The 19,734-nt window shown below is 59.5% G+C and carries 18 protein-coding genes; 6 read left to right on the top strand and 12 right to left on the bottom strand.

Annotated elements, in window-relative coordinates; all coding sequences use genetic code 11:
- Positions 1 to 10: 10 nt before the first annotated feature.
- Positions 11 to 1,435, bottom strand: coding sequence for a cytochrome-c oxidase, cbb3-type subunit I (ccoN, locus tag GHO03_RS16045; RefSeq protein ID WP_019826669.1), 1,425 nt, complete (start codon positions 1,433 to 1,435; stop codon positions 11 to 13).
- A gap of 72 nt (positions 1,436 to 1,507) precedes the next feature.
- Here ccoN and GHO03_RS16040 point away from each other — a divergent pair, with 72 nt between their 5' ends.
- Positions 1,508 to 2,191 (top strand): alpha/beta family hydrolase, encoded by a 684-nt coding sequence (locus tag GHO03_RS16040; RefSeq protein ID WP_133144954.1) that lies wholly within the window; start codon positions 1,508 to 1,510, stop codon positions 2,189 to 2,191.
- 83 nt (positions 2,192 to 2,274) lie between these two features.
- Here GHO03_RS16040 and GHO03_RS16035 read toward each other — a convergent pair whose 3' ends face one another.
- The 3 genes from GHO03_RS16035 to acnA form a co-directional block, all read right to left on the bottom strand.
- Positions 2,275 to 3,840: a PAS domain-containing methyl-accepting chemotaxis protein gene (locus GHO03_RS16035; protein ID WP_095002750.1), complete on the bottom strand. Its 1,566-nt coding sequence runs from the start codon at positions 3,838 to 3,840 to the stop codon at positions 2,275 to 2,277.
- 80 nt (positions 3,841 to 3,920) lie between these two features.
- Complete coding sequence (locus GHO03_RS16030; protein WP_095018986.1) at positions 3,921 to 4,712, bottom strand: CPBP family intramembrane glutamic endopeptidase; 792 nt, start codon at positions 4,710 to 4,712, stop codon at positions 3,921 to 3,923.
- A 173-nt stretch (positions 4,713 to 4,885) separates the two neighbouring features.
- Complete coding sequence (acnA, locus tag GHO03_RS16025) at positions 4,886 to 7,630, bottom strand: aconitate hydratase AcnA (protein ID WP_153380556.1); 2,745 nt, start codon at positions 7,628 to 7,630, stop codon at positions 4,886 to 4,888.
- A 204-nt stretch (positions 7,631 to 7,834) separates the two neighbouring features.
- Here acnA and rlmM point away from each other — a divergent pair, with 204 nt between their 5' ends.
- A complete protein-coding gene (gene rlmM, locus GHO03_RS16020; RefSeq protein WP_095018984.1) occupies positions 7,835 to 8,914 on the top strand; it encodes a 23S rRNA (cytidine(2498)-2'-O)-methyltransferase RlmM in 1,080 nt (359 codons plus the stop codon).
- A 14-nt stretch (positions 8,915 to 8,928) separates the two neighbouring features.
- Positions 8,929 to 9,177 (top strand): sulfurtransferase TusA, encoded by a 249-nt coding sequence (tusA, locus tag GHO03_RS16015; protein WP_095002746.1) that lies wholly within the window; start codon positions 8,929 to 8,931, stop codon positions 9,175 to 9,177.
- A 119-nt stretch (positions 9,178 to 9,296) separates the two neighbouring features.
- Here tusA and GHO03_RS16010 read toward each other — a convergent pair whose 3' ends face one another.
- Positions 9,297 to 10,697 carry an MATE family efflux transporter gene (locus GHO03_RS16010; RefSeq protein ID WP_095018983.1) on the bottom strand — a complete coding sequence of 467 codons (1,401 nt, stop codon included), beginning with the start codon at positions 10,695 to 10,697 and terminating at the stop codon, positions 9,297 to 9,299.
- A 174-nt stretch (positions 10,698 to 10,871) separates the two neighbouring features.
- Here GHO03_RS16010 and pdxB point away from each other — a divergent pair, with 174 nt between their 5' ends.
- Positions 10,872 to 12,014, top strand: coding sequence for a 4-phosphoerythronate dehydrogenase PdxB (gene pdxB / locus GHO03_RS16005; RefSeq protein ID WP_095002744.1), 1,143 nt, complete (start codon positions 10,872 to 10,874; stop codon positions 12,012 to 12,014).
- A gap of 92 nt (positions 12,015 to 12,106) precedes the next feature.
- On the opposite strand, the gene GHO03_RS25150 is transcribed toward pdxB, so the two are convergent.
- Entirely contained in the window at positions 12,107 to 12,283 is a 177-nt protein-coding gene (locus tag GHO03_RS25150; protein WP_165446486.1) for a PA1571 family protein, read from the bottom strand.
- A 252-nt stretch (positions 12,284 to 12,535) separates the two neighbouring features.
- On the opposite strand from GHO03_RS25150, the gene GHO03_RS16000 reads away from it, so the two are divergent.
- On the top strand, positions 12,536 to 14,221 hold the full coding sequence (locus GHO03_RS16000; RefSeq protein WP_153400181.1) for an ABC transporter transmembrane domain-containing protein: 1,686 nt from the start codon (positions 12,536 to 12,538) through the stop codon (positions 14,219 to 14,221).
- 123 nt (positions 14,222 to 14,344) lie between these two features.
- Here the strand turns inward: GHO03_RS16000 and GHO03_RS15995 are convergent, their stop codons facing one another.
- Positions 14,345 to 14,626, bottom strand: a complete 282-nt coding sequence (locus tag GHO03_RS15995; RefSeq protein WP_016780320.1) for a pyrimidine/purine nucleoside phosphorylase — start codon at positions 14,624 to 14,626, stop codon at positions 14,345 to 14,347.
- Positions 14,627 to 14,705: 79 nt separating this feature from the next.
- Positions 14,706 to 15,248: an exonuclease domain-containing protein gene (locus GHO03_RS15990; protein ID WP_095018981.1), complete on the bottom strand. Its 543-nt coding sequence runs from the start codon at positions 15,246 to 15,248 to the stop codon at positions 14,706 to 14,708.
- 189 nt (positions 15,249 to 15,437) lie between these two features.
- Here GHO03_RS15990 and GHO03_RS15985 point away from each other — a divergent pair, with 189 nt between their 5' ends.
- The gene (locus GHO03_RS15985) at positions 15,438 to 16,229 is read left to right on the top strand and encodes an ABC transporter substrate-binding protein (protein WP_153400180.1); all 792 of its coding nucleotides are present in this window, start codon (positions 15,438 to 15,440) and stop codon (positions 16,227 to 16,229) included.
- Between the two features lie 21 nt (positions 16,230 to 16,250).
- Here GHO03_RS15985 and GHO03_RS15980 read toward each other — a convergent pair whose 3' ends face one another.
- From GHO03_RS15980 to dsbD, 4 genes are all read right to left on the bottom strand, one after another.
- Complete coding sequence (locus tag GHO03_RS15980; protein ID WP_095002740.1) at positions 16,251 to 16,799, bottom strand: RNA polymerase factor sigma-70; 549 nt, start codon at positions 16,797 to 16,799, stop codon at positions 16,251 to 16,253.
- 204 nt (positions 16,800 to 17,003) lie between these two features.
- Complete coding sequence (gene dsbG, locus GHO03_RS15975) at positions 17,004 to 17,777, bottom strand: thiol:disulfide interchange protein DsbG (RefSeq protein WP_153326534.1); 774 nt, start codon at positions 17,775 to 17,777, stop codon at positions 17,004 to 17,006.
- Positions 17,756 to 18,628 carry a TlpA disulfide reductase family protein gene (locus GHO03_RS15970; RefSeq protein WP_095039344.1) on the bottom strand — a complete coding sequence of 291 codons (873 nt, stop codon included), beginning with the start codon at positions 18,626 to 18,628 and terminating at the stop codon, positions 17,756 to 17,758. The genes dsbG and GHO03_RS15970 overlap by 22 nt, the downstream gene beginning before the upstream one ends.
- Positions 18,629 to 19,734 (bottom strand): protein-disulfide reductase DsbD (gene dsbD / locus GHO03_RS15965; RefSeq protein WP_153400179.1); only part of this gene is annotated, 1,106 nt, incomplete at its 5' end. It lies immediately after the preceding gene.

Here is a 19,734-nt window from a genome sequence, read left to right as displayed (position 1 = left end):
TGCCAACTCCTCAGGCCATCTGCGCGGCGGCTACGACTTCAGCGGGCTCGGCGTTACGCACGGTGCGCCAAGTGTTGTAAGCCATCAGCAACATGCCGCTGAAGAAGATTGCACCACCGACCAGTCGCACGACATAGCCCGGGTGGCTGGCCACCAGAGTTTCGACGAAGGAGTAAGTCAGCGTGCCGTCTTCGTTGACTGCGCGCCACATCAGGCCCTGGGCAATGCCGTTGACCCACATCGAGGCGATGTAGAGCACGGTGCCGATGGTGGCCAGCCAGAAGTGCGCGTTGATCAGGCCCAGGCTGTACATCTGCGGGCGGCCGAAGATTTTCGGGATCATGTGGTACAGCGCGCCGATCGAAATCATCGCCACCCAGCCCAGGGCACCGGCGTGTACGTGGCCGATGGTCCAGTCGGTGTAGTGGGAGAGGGCGTTGACGGTCTTGATTGCCATCATCGGGCCTTCGAAGGTCGACATGCCGTAGAAGGCCAGGGACACCACGAGGAAGCGCAGGATCGGATCGCTGCGCAGCTTATGCCAGGCGCCCGAGAGGGTCATCATGCCGTTGATCATGCCGCCCCAGCTCGGTGCCAGCAGAATCAGCGACATCACCATGCCCAGCGACTGCGCCCAGTCCGGCAGCGCGGTGTAGTGCAGGTGGTGGGGGCCCGCCCAGATGTACAGGGTGATCAATGCCCAGAAGTGCACGATGGACAGGCGATAGGAGTAGATCGGACGTTCGGCCTGTTTAGGCACGAAGTAGTACATCATCCCCAAGAAGCCAGCTGTCAGGAAAAAGCCCACAGCGTTATGCCCGTACCACCACTGCACCATGGCGTCAGTGGCGCCACCGTAGAGCGAGTAGGACTTGGTGAAACTGACCGGGATTTCCAGGTTATTGACGATGTGCAAAATCGCCACGGTCACGATAAACGCGCCGAAGAACCAGTTGCCCACGTAAATATGCTTGGTTTTGCGCTTCATGATCGTGCCGAAGAACACGATGGCGTAGGCCACCCAGACAATGGTGATCAAAATGTCGATCGGCCATTCCAGCTCGGCGTATTCCTTGGAGCTGGTGTAACCCAGTGGCAGGCTGATGGCCGCCAGGACGATGACCAGCTGCCAGCCCCAGAAGGTAAACGCCGCGATTTTCGGCGAAAACAGGGTGGCCTGGCAGGTGCGTTGCACCGAGTAGAATGAAGCCGCGAACAGCGCGCAGCCGCCGAAGGCGAAAATCACCGCGTTGGTGTGCAATGGGCGCAGGCGCCCGAAACTGGTCCAAGGCAAATTGAAGTTAAGTTCTGGCCAAACCAACTGCGCGGCGAGAAAAACGCCGAGCCCCATACCGACGATGCCCCAAACCACCGTCATAATGGCAAATTGGCGGACCACCTTGTAGTTATAGGCGGTACTTGTAGAAGTGTTCATGGTTCCCCATCCACGGTTCAGGCGCGTCAAACGCACGCCTGGAGTTATAGGCAGACTAAAAGCGAGGCAAGCATGGTCGTAGCGGGCAAGGCCGGTATTGACGGGGATCAATGGGCGCAGTGCGTGCAGGACAGGGGCTGGCTGTGGAATGGCGCGTCAGCGGGTTCAACCGCGACCCTTATCCTGGCCCACGGCGCGGGTGCGCCGATGGACAGCAGCTGGATGAACGGCATGGCTGCACGCCTTGCTGCACGCGGGGTGAGCGTGTTGCGCTTCGAGTTCCCGTATATGGCGCAGCGCCGTCTCGATAATGGCAAAAGGCCTCCTAATCAGCAGGCGAAACTGCTCGAAAGCTGGCGTGAAGTTTTTACCGAGGTGCGACGGCATGTCGCTGGGCCATTAGCCATTGGCGGCAAGTCAATGGGTGGGCGTATGGCCAGTCTGCTGGCCGATGAGCTGCAAGTGGACGCGCTGGTGTGCCTGGGTTATCCGTTCTATGCCGCAGGCAAGCCGGAAAAACCCCGGGTGGCGCACCTGGCTGAATTGGCAACGCCGACGTTGATCGTACAAGGCGAGCGCGATGCCTTGGGCAACCGCGAAGCGGTAGAGGCCTACACGCTGGCGCCGGGCATTGAAGTGTCGTGGCTGGTATCGGGGGATCACGACCTTAAGCCGTTGAAGGCCTCCGGGTTTACCCATGAGCAGCATCTGGATGCGGCGGCGGACCGGATTGCGCGGTGGTTGCAGCAACCTTGAACAATTTGTGGGAGCGAGCCTGCTCGCGATTGGATCGCTGCGGCGTGTTGATGCCATCGCGAGCAGGCTCGCTCCCACAAGGCTTAGCGGTTAAACCGCTCCACCAGCGAATACTGGGTGTTGACGGTCTGGGTCAGTTCTTCGCTGAGCAGCGCCGAATGCTGCGCCTGCTCTGAGGTCTGGTCAGCCAGGTCGGCAATGGTGCTGATATTGCGGCTGATTTCTTCAGCCACGGCGCTTTGCTCCTCGGTCGCTGCCGCGATCTGGGTGGTCATGTCGGTGATATTGGCCACCGCTTCGCTGATGCCCACCAGTGCCTGATCTGCTTCCAGTACCCGCGCTACGCCTTCTTCCGCCTGACGATGGCCAGCGTCCATGGTTTGCACCGCAGTGGCTGCTGTCTGCTGCAGCTTGGCGATCAGGCTGTGAATCTGCCCGGTCGAAGCGCTGGTGCGTTGCGCCAGCTGGCGCACTTCGTCAGCCACCACGGCGAAGCCCCGGCCCATTTCTCCAGCCCGTGCCGCTTCGATGGCGGCGTTCAGGGCCAGCAGGTTGGTCTGGTCGGCAATGCCCTTGATCACATCGACCACGCCGCCGATCTCGTCACTGTCCTTGGCCAGTTGCGTTACCGTGGCCCCGGTTTCACCCACCACAACCGACAGGCGCTGGATCGCTTCGCGGGTTTCGCCGGCAATATCGCGACCGCGGCTGGTCAGACGGTTGGCTTCCTGGGTCGCGTCGGCAGTGCGCTGCACATGGCTGGCCACTTCCTGGGTGGTGGCAGCCATCTGGTTGACGGCGGTGGCCACTTGCTCGGTCTCGACGCGCTGGCGCTCCAGTCCGGTCGAGCTTTTGTGCGCCAGAATGTCGGACTGACGGGCCTGGCCGCTGAGGTGTTCGGCGGTATCCTGCAGGCGTGTCAGGCAGGTCTTCAGGCGCGCTTCCTGGCTCAGGATGGACATTTCCAGACGCGCTTGCGGGCCACGGCTGTCGGTGTACATCTGGGCAATCAACGGGTCGGAGGTGGTCTGCTCGGCCAGACGCAGCAGGCGTTTGACCCCGCGCTGTTGCCAGCTCAGGCCCAGCAGCCCCAACGGTATCGACAGCAGGGCTGCCAGGGCAAAACCCCAGCTCGAATTGAGCATGGCGCCAATCATGAAGCTCAATTGGCTGACCAGGATAAAGGGCAGCCAGTCCTGCAGCACCGGCAGCCACTTATCGCGCTGAGGCACCGCGGATTTGCCGCGGTTGAGGCGTGTGTACAGGGCTTCGGCGCGGCGGATCTGTTCGGCCGTTGGCTTGACCCGCACCGACTCGTAGCCCACTACCTGCTCATTCTCGAAAACCGGCGTTACATAGGCGTTAACCCAGTAATGGTCGCCGTTTTTGCAGCGGTTTTTGACGATGCCCATCCACGGCGAACCCTTTTTCAGGGTGCTCCACATATGCTCGAAGACTGCTGAGGGCACGTCCGGGTGGCGCACCAGATTGTGCGGCGCGCGTATCAGCTCCTCACGCGAAAACCCGCTGATTTCCCTGAACGCATCGTTGCAGTAGGTGATCACGCCTTTGGCATCGGTCGTGGAAATCAACCGTTGTTGCGCGGGGAATGTGCGTTCGCGTTGAGTGATGGGCTGGTTGTTACGCATGTCGTTTCAATCCGCAAGACTTTGACAGGCTGTCGGCATGCTCAAGGAATTGTTTAATTTATATTTCAGGCCCCTGGCCGTCAGGGGGCGAGCATCGGGTAGGTAAAAAACAGGAAATGCAGCACATTGAGGCCAAAGTGGGTGGCGATCGCCGCACCCAGCCCGCCAAAGCGGTAGGCCAGGCCGTAACCGACACCGGCCAGCCCGGCCAGTAGCATCCATTGCCAGCCGGCGGGTGCATGGGCCAGGCCAAACAGTATCGAGGCCAGCACCAGCGCAATGCTCTGCCCATGGGGCAGCAACTTGAACTTGCGGCTAAGTCCGCCCTGGATGTAACCGCGAAACAGCGCTTCTTCAACCAGGGTTACCAGCAGTAGATTATTCAGCAGCCAGAGGGTGCTCTGATGAGGCCATTTCGGTGCCCAGGCAATCATGCCCAGCAGCATCGCTCCGCCCAGCGCTGCAATGGCGGCCAGGGCCAGACCCATTGCAGTGGCCCCCAGGGATACCCGCCAGGCAAAGCGCGGTGCTATCCAGGGGCATACCAGCAGCAGCCAGAAGCCAATCAGCGGTTTGTCCAGATTGAAGTACATCGAGAAGGGCACGGCATCAGGGGTCAGTCGCGTGGGGGTGATGGCGCGACCGTTATGGAAACCTGGCAGCCAGTGCAAGGCCAGCGCCAGCGCCAGCAGCACAAACAAGGCATGCCCGGCATAGCGCAGCAAATGGCTTTTGTTCTGCACAACGGCAAACCCGCTGACAGTCAACAAGGCTAGCGCGATGAGGGTTTGAGCGCCTAATTGCCCGTAGCTGAGGGCAAGGCCGTAGCCCAGGGTCAGTAGTGCCAGATAAGGCCAGGGCAAAGCAATCATGTGAATCCTTGCAATCGTTAAAAAACACCCCGGATCCAGTCCGGGGTGCGCAAGTATAACGATTCGTGGCCCTGTGGGAGCGGGCTCGCTCGCGATGGCATCACCTCGGCCTGGCTGACAGACCGTGTAGTCCGAATCGCGAGCAAGCCCGCTCCCACAAGGTTGAGGTGCGTCTATGAAGCAATCAGCTGACGCAGCACATAGTGCAAAATCCCTCCGGCCTTGAAGTATTCCACCTCGTTAAGGGTATCGATCCTGCAGAGCACTTCGACTTTTTCCTGGCTGCCGTCCTCGCGGGTGATGACCAGGGTCAGGTTCATTCGCGGTTGCAGTTCGGTACCGGTCAACCCGAGGATATCCAGGGTTTCCTTGCCTGTAATGTTCAGGCTTTTGCGGTTCTGATCGAGCTTGAACTGCAAGGGCAGCACGCCCATGCCCACCAGGTTGGAGCGGTGGATGCGCTCGAAACTCTCGGCAATCACCGCCTTGACCCCCAACAGGTTGGTGCCCTTGGCCGCCCAGTCGCGGCTTGAGCCAGTACCGTATTCCTGGCCGGCTATCACCACCAGCGGAGTGCCTGAGGCCTGGTAACGCATGGCCGCGTCAAAGATCGGCAGTTTTTCACCGGTGGGGATGTAGATCGTATTGCCGCCTTCTTCGCCGCCGAGCATTTCGTTGCGAATGCGAATATTGGCGAAGGTACCGCGCATCATCACTTCATGGTTGCCACGCCGCGAGCCGTAAGAGTTGAAGTCCCGTGGTTCTACGCCCTTGTCGCGCAAGTAGCGCCCGGCGGGGCTGTCAGCCTTGATATTGCCGGCCGGGGAAATATGGTCGGTGGTGACCGAGTCGCCCAGCAACGCAAGGATGTTTGCGCCTTTGACGTCGGCAATCACCGGTAGTGGCCCGCTGATTTCGTCGAAGAACGGCGGATGCTGGATGTAGGTCGAGTCCTCTTGCCAGACATAAGTTGCGGCTTGCGGTACTTCGATGGCTTGCCACTGTTCGTCGCCGGCAAACACCTCGGCGTATTCCTTGTGGAACATGCCTGTGGTCACCTGGGCCACGGCGTCGGCGATTTCTTTCTGGCTGGGCCAGATATCGCGCAGGTACACCGGTTTGCCGTCTTTTCCGGTCCCCAGCGGTTCACGGCTGATATCAATGCGTACTGTGCCCGCAAGGGCATAGGCCACCACCAGGGGTGGCGAGGCCAGCCAGTTGGTTTTCACCAGCGGATGCACGCGCCCCTCAAAGTTGCGGTTGCCAGACAGCACTGAAGCCACGGTCAGGTCGGACTGGGTAATGGCCTTTTCGATCGGCTCGGGCAGTGGCCCGGAATTGCCGATACAGGTGGTGCAGCCATAGCCCACCAGGGCAAAGCCCAATTGGTCGAGGTACGGGGTCAGGCCGGCGGCCGCGTAGTAATCGGTGACTACCTTGGAGCCCGGTGCCAGCGACGTCTTGACCCACGGTTGGCGTGTCAGGCCTTTTTCGACGGCTTTTTTTGCCACCAGGCCTGCAGCCATCATCACACTGGGGTTCGAGGTGTTGGTGCAGGAAGTAATGGCGGCAATCACCACAGCGCCGTTTTTCAGGCGATAGGTATGGCCTTCGTAACTGTAGTCCGCTTCACCGATCAAGTCGGCATTGCCCACGGCAACACCGCCGCCACCTTCGCTTTCGAGGCGACCTTCCTCTTTTTTAGTGGCCGGCTTGAATTGCAGGCTGAGAAAGTCGTCGAAAGATTGCCCGACATCGGGCAGTGCAACCCGGTCTTGCGGTCGTTTTGGCCCGGCCAGGCTGGCTTCGACGGTGCCCATGTCCAGAGCCAGGGTTTCGCTGAAAACCGGCTCCTGGCCTGCGACCCGCCATAGCCCTTGGGCCTTGCAGTAAGCCTCGACCAGTTTGACTGTGGCCTCTGGGCGGCCTGAAAGACGCAGGTAATCCAGGGTGATCTCATCCACCGGGAAAAACCCGCAGGTGGCGCCGTATTCCGGGGCCATATTGGCAAGCGTGGCACGGTCGGCCAGCGGCAGATCCGCCAGGCCATCGCCATAGAATTCTACGAACTTGCCGACCACACCCTTGCTGCGCAGCATTTGCGTCACGGTCAGCACCAGGTCGGTGGCGGTGATGCCTTCTTTGAGCTTGCCGCTGAGCTTGAAGCCCACGACTTCGGGGATCAGCATCGACACGGGCTGGCCCAGCATGGCCGCTTCGGCTTCAATGCCGCCCACGCCCCAGCCCAGCACACCCAGGCCATTGATCATGGTGGTATGGGAGTCGGTGCCTACCAGGGTGTCGGGGAAGGCGTAGGTGCGGCCGTCTTCATCCTTGGTCCAGACCGTGCGGCCCAGGTATTCCAGGTTCACCTGATGGCAAATCCCGGTACCGGGTGGGACCACGCTGAAATTATCGAAGGCATTTTGACCCCAGCGTAAAAACGCATAGCGTTCGCCGTTGCGCTCCATCTCTATATCGACGTTTTGCTCGAAGGCGCTGGCGCTGGCAAACCGGTCGACCATCACCGAGTGGTCAATTACCAGGTCCACGGGGGACAGCGGGTTGATACGTTGCGGATCACCCCCGGCTTTGGCCATGGCGGCGCGCATGGCGGCCAGGTCGACCACTGCCGGTACGCCGGTGAAGTCCTGCATCAGCACCCGCGCAGGGCGGTACTGGATTTCCCGGTCGCTGCGCCGTGCCTTGAGCCAGGCGGCCAGAGCTTTGAGGTCGGGCTCGGTGACGGTTTTACCGTCTTCCCAGCGCAGCAGGTTTTCCAGCAGCACTTTGAGTGACATGGGTAGCCTGCTCAAATCGCCGAGTGATTTGGCGGCGAGGGCAAGGCTGAAATAGTGATAAGTCTTATCGTCGACTTTTAGTGTGGCTAGGGTGTTCAGGCTATCGAGGGAGGACATGAAATGACTCCTTTAGACGGATCACGTGGCACAAGCAGAGCTTCTAACCTAGCTCTGATTAGGGGCTGTGGCTAATAACTGGACTGTCTATGCGGGTTCAAGGTTCCGAACTCGGCTATCATGCCGACCTTTTCGTGACAGTCCTTGCGCCAAATCAAGGATGCGCAGCCGGGCAATTCCTGCCTGCTGCCCAGGAGTAATTCAATGAACACCGTTTTTATGCACTGCCGGCCCGGGTTTGAAGGCGAAGTCTGCTCGGAAATCGCCGAGCACGCCGCCCGCCTTAATGTGGCTGGCTACGCCAAGGCCAAGCCTGGCACTGCCTGTGCCGAGTTTGTGTGCACTGAAGAGGGCGGCGCTGAACGGCTGATGAACAGCTTGCGTTTTGCCGAACTGATTTTCCCGCGTCAATGGGCTCGTGGCGGCTTTGTCGAGCTGCCGGAGACCGACCGGATCAGCGTGATCCTCGAACACATGGCCGACTTCCCGGTGTGTGGCAGCCTGTGGCTGGAAATCGTCGACACCAATGACGGCAAGGAACTGTCCAACTTCTGCAAAAAGTTCGACGGTCATCTGCGCAAAGCGCTGATCAAGGCCGGCAAACTGACTGAAGAAGAGGACGGGAGCAAACCGCGCCTGCTGCTGACGTTTAAAAGTGGTCGTGAAGTGTTTCTTGGCCTGGCCCCGGCCAACAACTCGGCCATGTGGCCCATGGGCATCCCGCGCCTGAAATTCCCCCGCGAAGCGCCTAGCCGTTCAACCCTCAAGCTTGAAGAGGCCTGGCACCATTTTATCCCCCGCGACCAGTGGGACGAGCGCCTGCACAGCGACATGACCGGTGTTGACCTTGGCGCTGCGCCGGGTGGCTGGACCTGGCAACTGGTCAACCGTGGCATGATCGTGACTGCCATCGACAATGGCCCTATGGCTGAAAGCCTGATGGATACCGGTCTGGTGCAGCACTTGATGGCCGATGGCTTTACCTTCAAGCCCAAGCAGCCGGTGGACTGGATGGTCTGCGATATTGTGGAGAAACCGGCGCGCAATGCGGCCATGCTCGAAGAGTGGATTGGTGAAGGTCATTGCCGTGAAGCGGTAGTCAACTTGAAGCTGCCGATGAAACAGCGTTACGCCGAAGTACGCCGTTTGCTCGACCGTATTGCAGACGGTTTCAAGGCACGCGGCATTCAGGTTGAAATCGGCTGCAAGCAGCTGTACCACGACCGTGAAGAAGTGACCTGCCATTTGCGTCGACTGGACGTTAAAAAAACCAAATCTCGCTGATCGGGGAGTAAGTGATGAGTTTTACCGACCTGCCGGTTGACGGCACCCTGGACGCTACCGGCCTGAACTGCCCGGAGCCGGTGATGATGCTGCACCAATATATTCGCGACCTGGCGCCGGGTGGCTTGTTGAAAGTCATTGCGACGGATCCTTCGACCCGCCGCGACATTCCCAAGTTCTGCGTGTTTCTGGACCATGAACTGGTGGGCCAGCAGGAAGAGGCGGGCACGTACCTGTACTGGATCCGCAAGAAGCAGGATTGACGGCGCCCATAGCAATTGCGCCGGTCTTGTGGGAGCGGGCTTGCATCGCGATGCAGGCGCCACGGTCTGTCAGGCAAACCACGCTGATGCCATCGCGGGCAAGCCCGCTGCCACCGCATTTATGTGCGGCGGCGGATATGTTTTTTCGCACTGCGCGCCAACCGCACACCCAGCATCAGTGCCGCGCAGGTCAGGCCAACGATCAAGCCCTGCCATAGCCCGCTCGGGCCATTGGCCGGGCCGAACCAGTCGGTCAGCCCCAGGGCGTAGCCCACCGGCAAACCAATCCCCCAGTAGGCAAACAGGGTCAGGATCATCGTCACTCGTGTGTCCTGATAACCGCGCAGGGCACCGGCAGCGGTGACCTGGATCACGTCCGAGAACTGATACAGCGCAGCAAACATCAACAGCATGGTCGCCACCTCGATCACCATGGGATCGGCGGTGTAGACGGTGGCAATCTGCTCACGCAACAACAGAATCAGACTGGCGGAAATCGCCGCCCAGACCAGTGCGGTACCCATGCCCACGCCCGCTACAAAGCGTGCCTCGCGCGGTTGCTGGCGGCCCAGGGCCTGACCCACGCGCACGGTAATCGCCATACCCAGTGAGTATGGAATCATAAAGACCAGTGAACTGAAGTTCAGGGCGATTTGATGGCCCGCCACCACCGTGGCCCCCAAACTGCCGATCAACAGCGCAATCACCGCAAAAATGCTCGATTCGGCAAAGACTGCGATGCCAATCGGCAAGCCCACACTGAGCAAACGCTTGAGGATCGCCCATTTTGGCCATTCAAAATGGCTGTAGACCTTACTCGACTGGTAGATGGCCCCTCTGAACGTCCAGACCACCATGCCCAGAGCCATAAACCACATCACAATGGCCGTGGCCCAGCCGCAGCCCACGCCGCCCATGGCCGGGACGCCAAAGTGGCCATAGATGAAGATGTAGTTGATCGGGATATTCAGTGCCAGGGCACTGAGCCCCAGGATCATGCTTGGCCGGGTTTTTCCCAGGCCATCGCTGAAATTACGCAACACGCAATACAGCCCCACGGCGGGCATGCCGCTGGCGATCCCGTGCAGGTAACCCATGCTGGGGGTGATCAGCTCAGGGTCGACCTTCATCAGATGCAATAGCGGCTCGGCCGCGATCAGGATCAACGCTGCGCACAGGCCGGTAATCAGTGCCAGCCACAGTGCCTGGCGTACGATGGGGCCGATTTCGCCGTGTGCATTGGCGCCAAACCGCTGGGCGACCTTGGGCGTGGTCGCCAGCAGAATGCCGGACATCAACAAAAACACCGGAACCCAGATCGAGTTGCCCAGTGCCACGGCGGCCAGATCCCTAGGGCCCACGCGCCCGGCCATCACGGCATCGACAAAACCCATGGCCGTGGTTGCGATCTGCGAAATGATGATGGGAAATGCCAGCGCCAACAGCGCGCGCACCTCGGTGCGTACCCGGGCCGGGCGGCTGACAGGGAGGGAAGAGGGGGGGTGAGTCACAGAGTTCACTGGCTTGTATCCACAGGGTTAAACGCGCAAAGCCGGGGATTGTACGCCTGACCATGTGGTCAGTTAATAGCGAGTTGTAGGCCCTTTGTAAGCGTGCCCGCAAGTACCTGCACACCCGGCTGGCCCATTGCGCGTAACAACGCCTACACTGCCACTCCGCGAAAGGAGCCTGCCATGTTGATTGTTGCTGATGAAAATATTCCGCTGATCGAAGAATTTTTTGCTGACTTCGGTGAAATACGCCGCTTGCCGGGGCGCCAGATCAACCGTGCAGACGTTCACGATGCCGATGTTTTGCTGGTGCGCTCGGTGACCAAAGTGGACCGCGAGCTGCTCGAAGGCAGTGCAGTGCGGTTTGTCGGAACCTGCACCATCGGCACTGATCACCTGGCGCTGGATTACTTCCAGCAGTCTGGTATCCACTGGTCCAGTGCTCCTGGCTGCAATGCCCGTGGCGTCGTGGACTACGTGCTCGGCAGCCTGCTGACGCTGGCTGAAATCGAAGGCGCCGACTTGACCCAGCGCACCTACGGCGTGATTGGTGCCGGTGAAGTGGGCGGTCGCCTGGTCAACGTCTTGCGTTCACTGGGCTTCAATGTGCTGGTTTGCGACCCGGTGCGGGCGGCGGCCGAGGGCGGTGACTATGTCAGCCTTGAGCACGTGATCGAGCAGTGCGATGTACTCAGCCTGCATACGCCGCTGGACAGGACCGGCGATTACCCGACCTGGCATCTGCTTGATCAGCAGCGGCTGGAACAGCTGAAACCGGGTACCTGGCTGATCAACGCCAGCCGCGGCCCGGTGGTGGATAATGCCGCGCTGCGTGAAGTTTTGACCCGCCGGGATGATCTGCAAGCGGTACTCGATGTATGGGAGGGTGAGCCGCAAGTAGACCGCGAACTGGCGGATCTGTGCGTGCTGGCCACCCCGCATATTGCCGGCTACAGCCTGGATGGCAAACAGCGGGGTACGGCACAGATTTATCAGGCATTGTGCGATTTTCTGGGGCATAGCCCTGAAGTCAAACTGGCCGACCTGCTGCCGTCCCCCTGGCTGGCCAAGGTTGAACTGAGTGCTGACAGCGACCCGGCATGGGCCCTGGCCATGCTCTGTCGCGGTGTGTACGACCCGCGCCGTGACGATGCCGACTTTCGCCGCAGTTTGAGTGGAACCGTCCAGGAGCAAAAGCTGGCATTCGACGGACTGCGCAAAAACTACCCGATTCGCCGCGAAATTGAAGGCTTGCCGGTGCATATCGCGGGTGATTCAGTGGCCCTGAAGCAACTGGTAAAAGCCTTGGGCGCCGTGCCGGTCTGAATGTGCAGGCCTAAAAAAACCGGCCCTACGCAGTAAGGCCGGTCAGTGACGCGAATGCTGTTTAATCATGTACAGGGTCTTGTTGGCAAGGATCAGCCCTTGCGTGATGGCGTGACCAGGCGTTGCTCCAGCTCATGGCAGGCGTCCTGAATCATCGCCTCGGTGATCAGGATCTCCTGACCATTTTCGTCGATAAACGCGCACCCCAGAGATTGCTGTGGCTGGGTACGAATCACCGGTACGGCTTGAGCGTTCTGTTGCAAATCCATGGCCTGTCTCCTCATCAGGGTGTAGCGCTACTGTAGATCCGTTTAATGACCAAGCTGTTACAAACTTGGCGACCACCCCAGTCCAACAGAAATATCCTGAAACTTCCAGCCCGACTTTAGAACATTACTGTCTAGGGTTTGTGGTGACAGGTCATATTCAAAACGAGTGAGAAAGATTTACCGGTTTTAGGCGAACTTCGTTGTAGGCTGTGTAAGGCTTTTTATGCTGATCCTCACTGCGGATACCCTCCCATGCTTTCTTCCCGTCATCGCCGCGCCATTCGTCTGGCAGCGCATTTTATTGCACCCTATCGTTGGCCGGCTCTTGGCGCCCTGCTGGCGCTGATTGTTACGGCGGGTATTACCTTGTCGATGGGGCAGGGTATTCGTCTATTGGTCGACAAGGGTTTCATGACCCAGTCAGCGCATTTGCTAAACCAGTCCATCGGCTTTTTTCTGTTGCTGGTGCTGGGCTTATCAGTGGGCACTTTCGTGCGCTTTTACCTGGTGTCATGGATCGGTGAGCGGGTGGTCGCCGATATTCGGCGCCAGGTGTTCAATCACCTGATCGGTCTGCACCCGGGGTTCTACGAGAACAACCGCAGCTCGGAAATCCAGTCGCGGCTGACCACGGATACGACCTTGCTGCAGTCGGTGATCGGTTCATCGCTGTCGTTGTTCCTGCGCAACAGCCTGATGGTGATCGGCGGCGTGGTGCTGTTGTTTGTCACCAACCCCAAGCTCACCAGTATCGTGGTGGTGGCCTTGCCTCTGGTGCTGGTGCCCATCCTGTTTTTTGGTCGCCGGGTGCGCAGTCTGTCGCGCCAGAGCCAGGACCGTATCGCTGATGTCGGCAGTTATGTCGCCGAGGCCCTGGGCCAGATCAAGACGGTGCAGGCTTATAACCATCAACAGCAAGACCAGCAACGCTTTGCCAGTACCGTGGAGCAGGCGTTTGCCACTGCCCGCAAACGCATCCTGCAACGGGCGTGGTTGATCACGCTGGTGATCTTGCTGGTGCTGGGCGCCGTGGGGGTGATGCTGTGGGTCGGCGGCATGGACGTGATCGCCGGGCGCATCACCGGCGGCGAGCTGGCCGCCTTTGTGTTTTACAGCCTGGTGGTGGGCAGCGCATTCGGCACCCTGAGCGAAGTGATTGGCGAGTTGCAACAGGCGGCGGGCGCGGCCGAGCGAATTGCCGAGCTGTTGCAGGCGAAAAGCATGATCCTGCCACCGAGCACGGATTTGCGCGTGTTACCCGCACGGGTGAAGGGCAATTTGCAGCTTGAAAACTTGCGCTTTTCTTACCCTTCACGGCCCGAAAGCCATGCGATCGATGGCCTGAGCCTGACGATCAATGCGGGAGAAACCCTGGCGCTGGTCGGCCCTTCCGGGGCGGGCAAGTCAACATTGTTCGACTTGTTGCTGCGCTTTTACGATCCGCAACAAGGGCAAATCCTGCTTGAAGGGCAGCCGATCACTCAGCTTGACCCGCAAGACCTGCGTCGTTGTTTTGCTCTGGTGTCGCAAACACCTGCGCTGTTTTTCGGCACCATTGAAGACAACATCCGGTATGGCAATGCCGGGGCCAGCGATGAGCAGGTCCAGGCTGCGGCGCGAATTGCCCACGGCCACGACTTTATCCTGCAAATGCCCGAGGGTTACAAAACCCACTTGGGTGATGGCGGCCTGGGCTTGTCGGGCGGTCAACGCCAGCGTCTGGCGATTGCCCGGGCGTTGCTGGTGGATGCGCCGAGCCTGATGCAAGGCCGTACCACGCTGGTGATTGCCCACCGTCTGGCCACCGTGCAAAACGCTGATCGTATCGCGGTAATGGATCAGGGCAAGCTGGTCGCCATCGGCACCCATGCCCAATTAATCGCCGCCAACCCGCTGTATGCACGGTTGGCGGCGTTGCAGTTCAACGTAGGGGTGTAGCTGTGGGAGCGGGCTTGCTCGCGATGGCATCAACGCGATTCAACAGACAGACCGGGTCGTCTGTATCGCGAGCAAGCCCGCTCCCACATGGCAGCATCAAGACAGTTGCTGCCAGAGGGAGATTTAGCGGTACTCACACAGGTAGGCGGTATCCACTGCGACCTTGAGCTGAAACTTGCTGTTGGCCGGCACGTTGAACTGGCTGCCGGTCTTGAAGGTTTCATATTCGCTGCTGCCCGGCAACTTGACGCTCAGCTCGCCCGAGACCACGTGCATGATTTCACGCTCGGCGGTGCCGAACTCGTATTCACCTGCAGCCATGACGCCAATGGTGGCCTTGCCTTCGGTTTGGGCGAAGGCAATCGACTTGACGGTGCCGTCGAAGTATTCGTTGACTTTAAACATGGCGATTCCTCGGAATGGGCTAAAAAGGGCTGGCCAGTATGCAGAAGCGGTTTTATCCCGTCACGCCCTTTTATGGCCGTCACCCCTTGAGCACCAGGGGCAATAAACGCGCAGTATTACGGGCATCTTCCAGGGCCCGGTGCTGTTGACCATTGAATTGCATTCCGGCCAGTTGCAACGCGCTGTTCAGGCCCAGCGGCTGCTTTAACTGGCGGGCCCTGGCAAATTGCTGCTTGAGGTTCATATGCGGCAATTGCTGCAGGGCGCTGTGCAGTTGTTTGTGCTGCCATTCCTGTTCCAGTTGTTTTCGGTCGTACTCGCCCCAGCTGGCCCAGCCTTCAAGCTTGGGCAGGTGCTGGCCGAGCCAGCGTTCAAATTGCTCCCAAACCAAAGGCATCGATGCAGCGGCATCAATCTTGGCCTGGGTGATACGGGTCAGTTGCCGACAGAAAGGGGTCAACAGCGGACGACGTTGCGGGCGAATAAATCGCTGAAAATGATCCACCTCACGACCTGCGCGGGTGACCACGCTGGCGCCGATTTCGATCACTTCCATTTCCTCCAGGGGCCAGCCGCCATCATCGGTAGTGGCTTCCAGGTCAATTACCAGCCAGTGAGGCATGTGCAGCTTCCTTTAACAGCATCGGCGTTGAAGTTGGAGCGTAGCTAAAACACTGAGCACGGTGCTTATTTTGTAGTGGGCCAGTCGACCCCTTGCTTGCTAGTCTATATGCGCTTTAATGGTGTGCGTGCCCGATCTCAGGTCGTGTGTCGATCAATAAGTTCCAGCCATGAACGGCGTCAGGTGTGTATGGTTTTGAAGTGTTCGCCAATTCAATTGGCCCACAGCCTGTTGCTGACCCTGGGAATGGGCTGGCTGGCACCGGTGTGGGCGATTCAGGAAATCAGGGTTGGAGCTGCGCACTTTCCGCCTTATATCGTACGTCCCGAGCGCGGCACCGACACGGGCCTGTTGTCGCAACTGCTTGCAGCTCTCAACCAGTTGCAAGGCGACTACCGCTTTGTCCTTGTGCCCAGTTCCATTGCCCGGCGTGTGCGTGACTTCGAGCGTGGGCGGGTGGACATGCTGATGTTCGAGAACCCGGCCTGGGGCTGGCAGGCGTTCTCCTATGCTGCAGTTGATATGGGCCTGGAAGACGCTGAAGTGTTTGTTGCCCGGCAGCATCCTGACCGTGAACAAGGCTATTTTGATGACCTCAAGGGCAAGCGCCTCGCCCTGTATAGCGGCTATCACTATGCTTTTGCCGGGTTCAACGCCTCGCCGAAATTTCTCACCGAGACCTTCGGCGCAACCCTGACCTATTCCCACGAAAGCAATTTATTTATGGTCTTGAGGGGGCGGGCGGATATTGCCTTGATGACACGTTCCAACCTGATCGACATGCTGGGCTGCGACCCGCAGGCCAAGGCGAAGGTGATGGTGTCAGAGCGTATCGATCAGACTTATCGTCACTTCGCCCTGTTGCGGCCACAGGCACCGATCCAGAGTCAGCAGTTTGCACAAATGCTGCAAAAGCTGCGCGACAACGGCCAGTTGAAGGCGATTTTTGCGCCTTACAAAATTGCCGTGGTTGAGATGTAGGAAGGTGCAAGCCCGGTTGTATCAACGCCGCGCGTAGGTATCTGCGTGGGTGCCCGACACTGCGCGGCAATGGATCAGGGCATCGCGGATCATGAAGTTGACCAGGGTGGGAGATACGCCCAGTTCCTTGGCAATATCTTTTTGCTGTACGCCATGCAGGCGATACATCTCGAAGGCATAACGGGTACGGCTTGGCAGCTCGGTGAGTGCCACCGCGATATGTTCCAGAGTCGAGAAATTGATCAGCGAGGTTTCCGGGGAGGCGCCGTGGATCACCACGTTCATGCCTTCTTCTTCGGTGCCGGAGTATTTTTGCTCCAGCGCCTGCTTGCGGTAGTGGTCAATTGCCAGGTTACGCACGATCTGGAACAGGTAGCTCAGTTGTGCCTTGAACGATGAAGTGATCTGCGGTGCGGACTGCAAACGGAAGAAGGCATCCTGAACCACATCTTCAGCCCGGTATCGGCAGCCCGTTATGCGGGCTGCGATTTTGACCAGGACCAGTCGGTTATCAACAAAGGCTTGAAGTAGGGGTGAGTCGCACTTGCCTGTGGACATTGGTTCCGTCATGGAGATCACCTGCTGCGAATGAGTGAGTGAGGACCTCTTCGTGGGAAGCGTCCTACACAGCTGTTCACAAGCTAGGCTTAATGATAATGATTGTCAATTGAGAAACAGAATTAATAGCGCTGCAGGTGGTGAACTGAGACATGCCTCACGCCAGCATCGGCGTGGGCTGCGAACGCTTTGTAGCGCGATCGCAGCCCTCGGGTTTTACTTGGGCCCCAGGATCTGGACCAGTTTCTCCGGCGATGGCGCGCCTTGCTGCTGTTGCAGGTTGCCTTGTGCGTCCTGGTAGAAAATGGCCGGGGTGGCGGCCACGTCCAGCTCTTCCATCAACTTGGCATTGGCATCGAGCTTGGCTTGAATGTCAGCCGGGATTTTGGCCAGGGGCTTGAGGCTACTGGCCTTGCCGGCTTTTTCGTGTTCGTGCAGGGCTTGCTGCGGGTCCTTGGCGGCCAGCAGGGCGGCAGATTTGGCCGGGCTGTCTTCGCGGATGATGCCCACCATGATATGGCGCAATTGCACTTTGCCCGAGTCAACCCAAGGGCGGGCCTGCTCCCAGAACATGTTGCAGTACGGGCAGTTGGGGTCGCTGAACAAGTACACGATACGCGGTGCATTCGCCTTGCCGTCGGCAATCCAGTTGCTCTTCTCCATTTCGCCCCAGACCTGCTTGGCCATCGGCTCGTACACCAGCTTTTGCAGCGGCGCCAGGCTCAGGTCTTTGCCGTCGGCATCATACAAATTACCCACCAGAACGTTACCGTCCTGGGTCAGGTACAGCGCCATGCCACGGTTCTGGTACTGGGCGGCATAGCCACGCAAGCCGCCGGGAGCATCGAAGCTGCCAATGATTTTTGCACCCTTGGCTTCAATCTTCTTGATCGCCGGCGGCAGCTCTTCTGCCTGCAATACAGGCGATTGCAGGAGCGCAGCTCCCAGCAGGGAGGCCATGCCCAGGGTTAGCAGTTTGCGGTTAAACATTTTTGCTCATTCCTTGCAGGGTCGACCTGTTGGGCCGACATTGAATGGTTCAGATTGAAAGGCTCCATGGCCCGGGCCAGACTGGCTTTTGACAGCTCGCCCAAATGACTGCCCAGCAGTCGACCATCAGCGCTGTAGAACAGCGTAGTCGGCAGGGCCATCGAACCGACTTTTTGTGCCAACTGGCCGCCGCTGTCGAACAGCACGTTGCTGAGGTTCAGACCCTGGGTTTCAAGGAAGGTGCTGACGCTCTGCATGCTCTCGCCCTGATTGACGAACAGGAAGGTCACGTTTTGATGTTGATGCTGGGCGTTTTGCAGCACCGGCATTTCGCGCCGGCACGGCGGGCACCAGGTGGCCCACAGATTGATCACCAGCGGGCCGCCCTGATAGCTGCTCAACTGCACCGACTCGCCATTGGCATTGCGCAATACCATTTCCGGCAGGCGCGTGCCTTTTTCGTAAAGGCTGGACGACAGGCTGGCCAGCAGCCAGAACGCCAGCCCGCTGGCCAGCCCCCAACCCAGCGGGCGACGCAAACCGACGCGGCGCCAGCCCCAGATAAGCCCACCCAGCAGTACCGCCACCAACCCCGGCCACAGTAAAAAACCGCCATCGCGCAGGTCGAGAATTTGCAGCGGGTCGTCCTTGAAGTAGCGCCAGTAGCTGAGCACAAAGCCGATGCGTGCGCTCAGCAAACCCAGTAAGAACAGGCTGAACAGCACTGATTCGGGGTTTTCACCACCGCGTTTGGCCACACGCCACCCCACCAGTGTCGCCAGGGCAAGGGCCAGTATCAGCAGCAAGTGGTTGATGGCCAGCGCAAACGAACCGATGGTCAGGGTCAGCATTTAGAGGAGTTCCCGAGTGGCGTTCCAGTTATTCAAAAAGGTCTGGGCGTTGACTTCGCCAGTGATGCGTTGTCCGCGCCGCTCAACACCATTGGGGCCGATCCAGACAAAACTGGGCGGGCCGGGTACTTGATAGCGGCTGAGCAGCTCGCGGCTGGCGACATTATCGGCGGTCACGTCAAGACGCAACAGGCGCACGCCTTGCAGGGCATCCATCACCTGGGGTTTGGCAAATACCTGCTTCTCCATGACCTTGCATGACACGCACCAGTCTGCGTAGTAGTCGAGCATCACCCATTGACCTGCTGCCTTGGCATCTGCCAGCTCGCGGTCCAGGCTGGCCGGGTCCTTGAGGGTGATGAAGGCGTCATGGGCGGAGTTTGTCGTGCTCCCCGCCACTGTTGTGGCGGTATACACCTGCAGCGGTTGCCACAGCTCGGTCCCGCCCCCGGCCGCTCCCACCAGCAACAGGCTGCCCCACAGGCCGGCCAGCAGGCTGAGCGGGCGGAACAGCGGTTTGGCGCGAAGGAATGCCTGTGCCTGTTGCCACAGGCTGGACGCCAGAACGACCAGCAGCACGCCCCACAAACCGACCCACAAGGATTCATCGAGGACCGGGCGTACCAGCAACAGCGCAGTACCCAGGAACAAAAAGCCGAACAGGCCTTTCATCAGGTTCATCCACGCACCGGGCTTGGGCAGGAAACGGCTGCCCACGGTGACCAGCAGCAACAACGGCACGCCAATGCCCAGGCCCATCACAAACAGCACCAGGCCACCTTCAACGGCGTTGCCGCTTTGCGCGATATACAACAGGGCACCGGCCAGCGGTGCGGTCATGCAGGGGCCCACCAGCAGGCCAGAGAGGGCACCCAGAATACCCGCACCCAGCAAGCTGCCGCCCTTGCGGCCACGCCCGGCGCTTTCCAGGCGGTCACGCAGGCCGGCAGGCAGTTGCAGTTCAAAAAAACCGAACATTGGCAGTGCCAGCACTACGAACAGGGCAGCAAAACTACCCAGCAACCAGGGTTGTTGCAGCAACGCCTGCAAGTTGGCGCCGAGCAGGGCCGCCAGCACGCCCAGCCCGGCATACACCAGCGCCATGC

This window comes from Pseudomonas sp. FSL R10-1339 (genome assembly GCF_009600545.1).
GTDB classification, from domain to species: Bacteria; Pseudomonadota; Gammaproteobacteria; order Pseudomonadales; family Pseudomonadaceae; genus Aquipseudomonas; species Aquipseudomonas bubulae.
The sequence above is the reverse complement of the archived record's forward strand: the minus strand, read 5'-3'. Positions and strand labels throughout refer to the sequence as shown.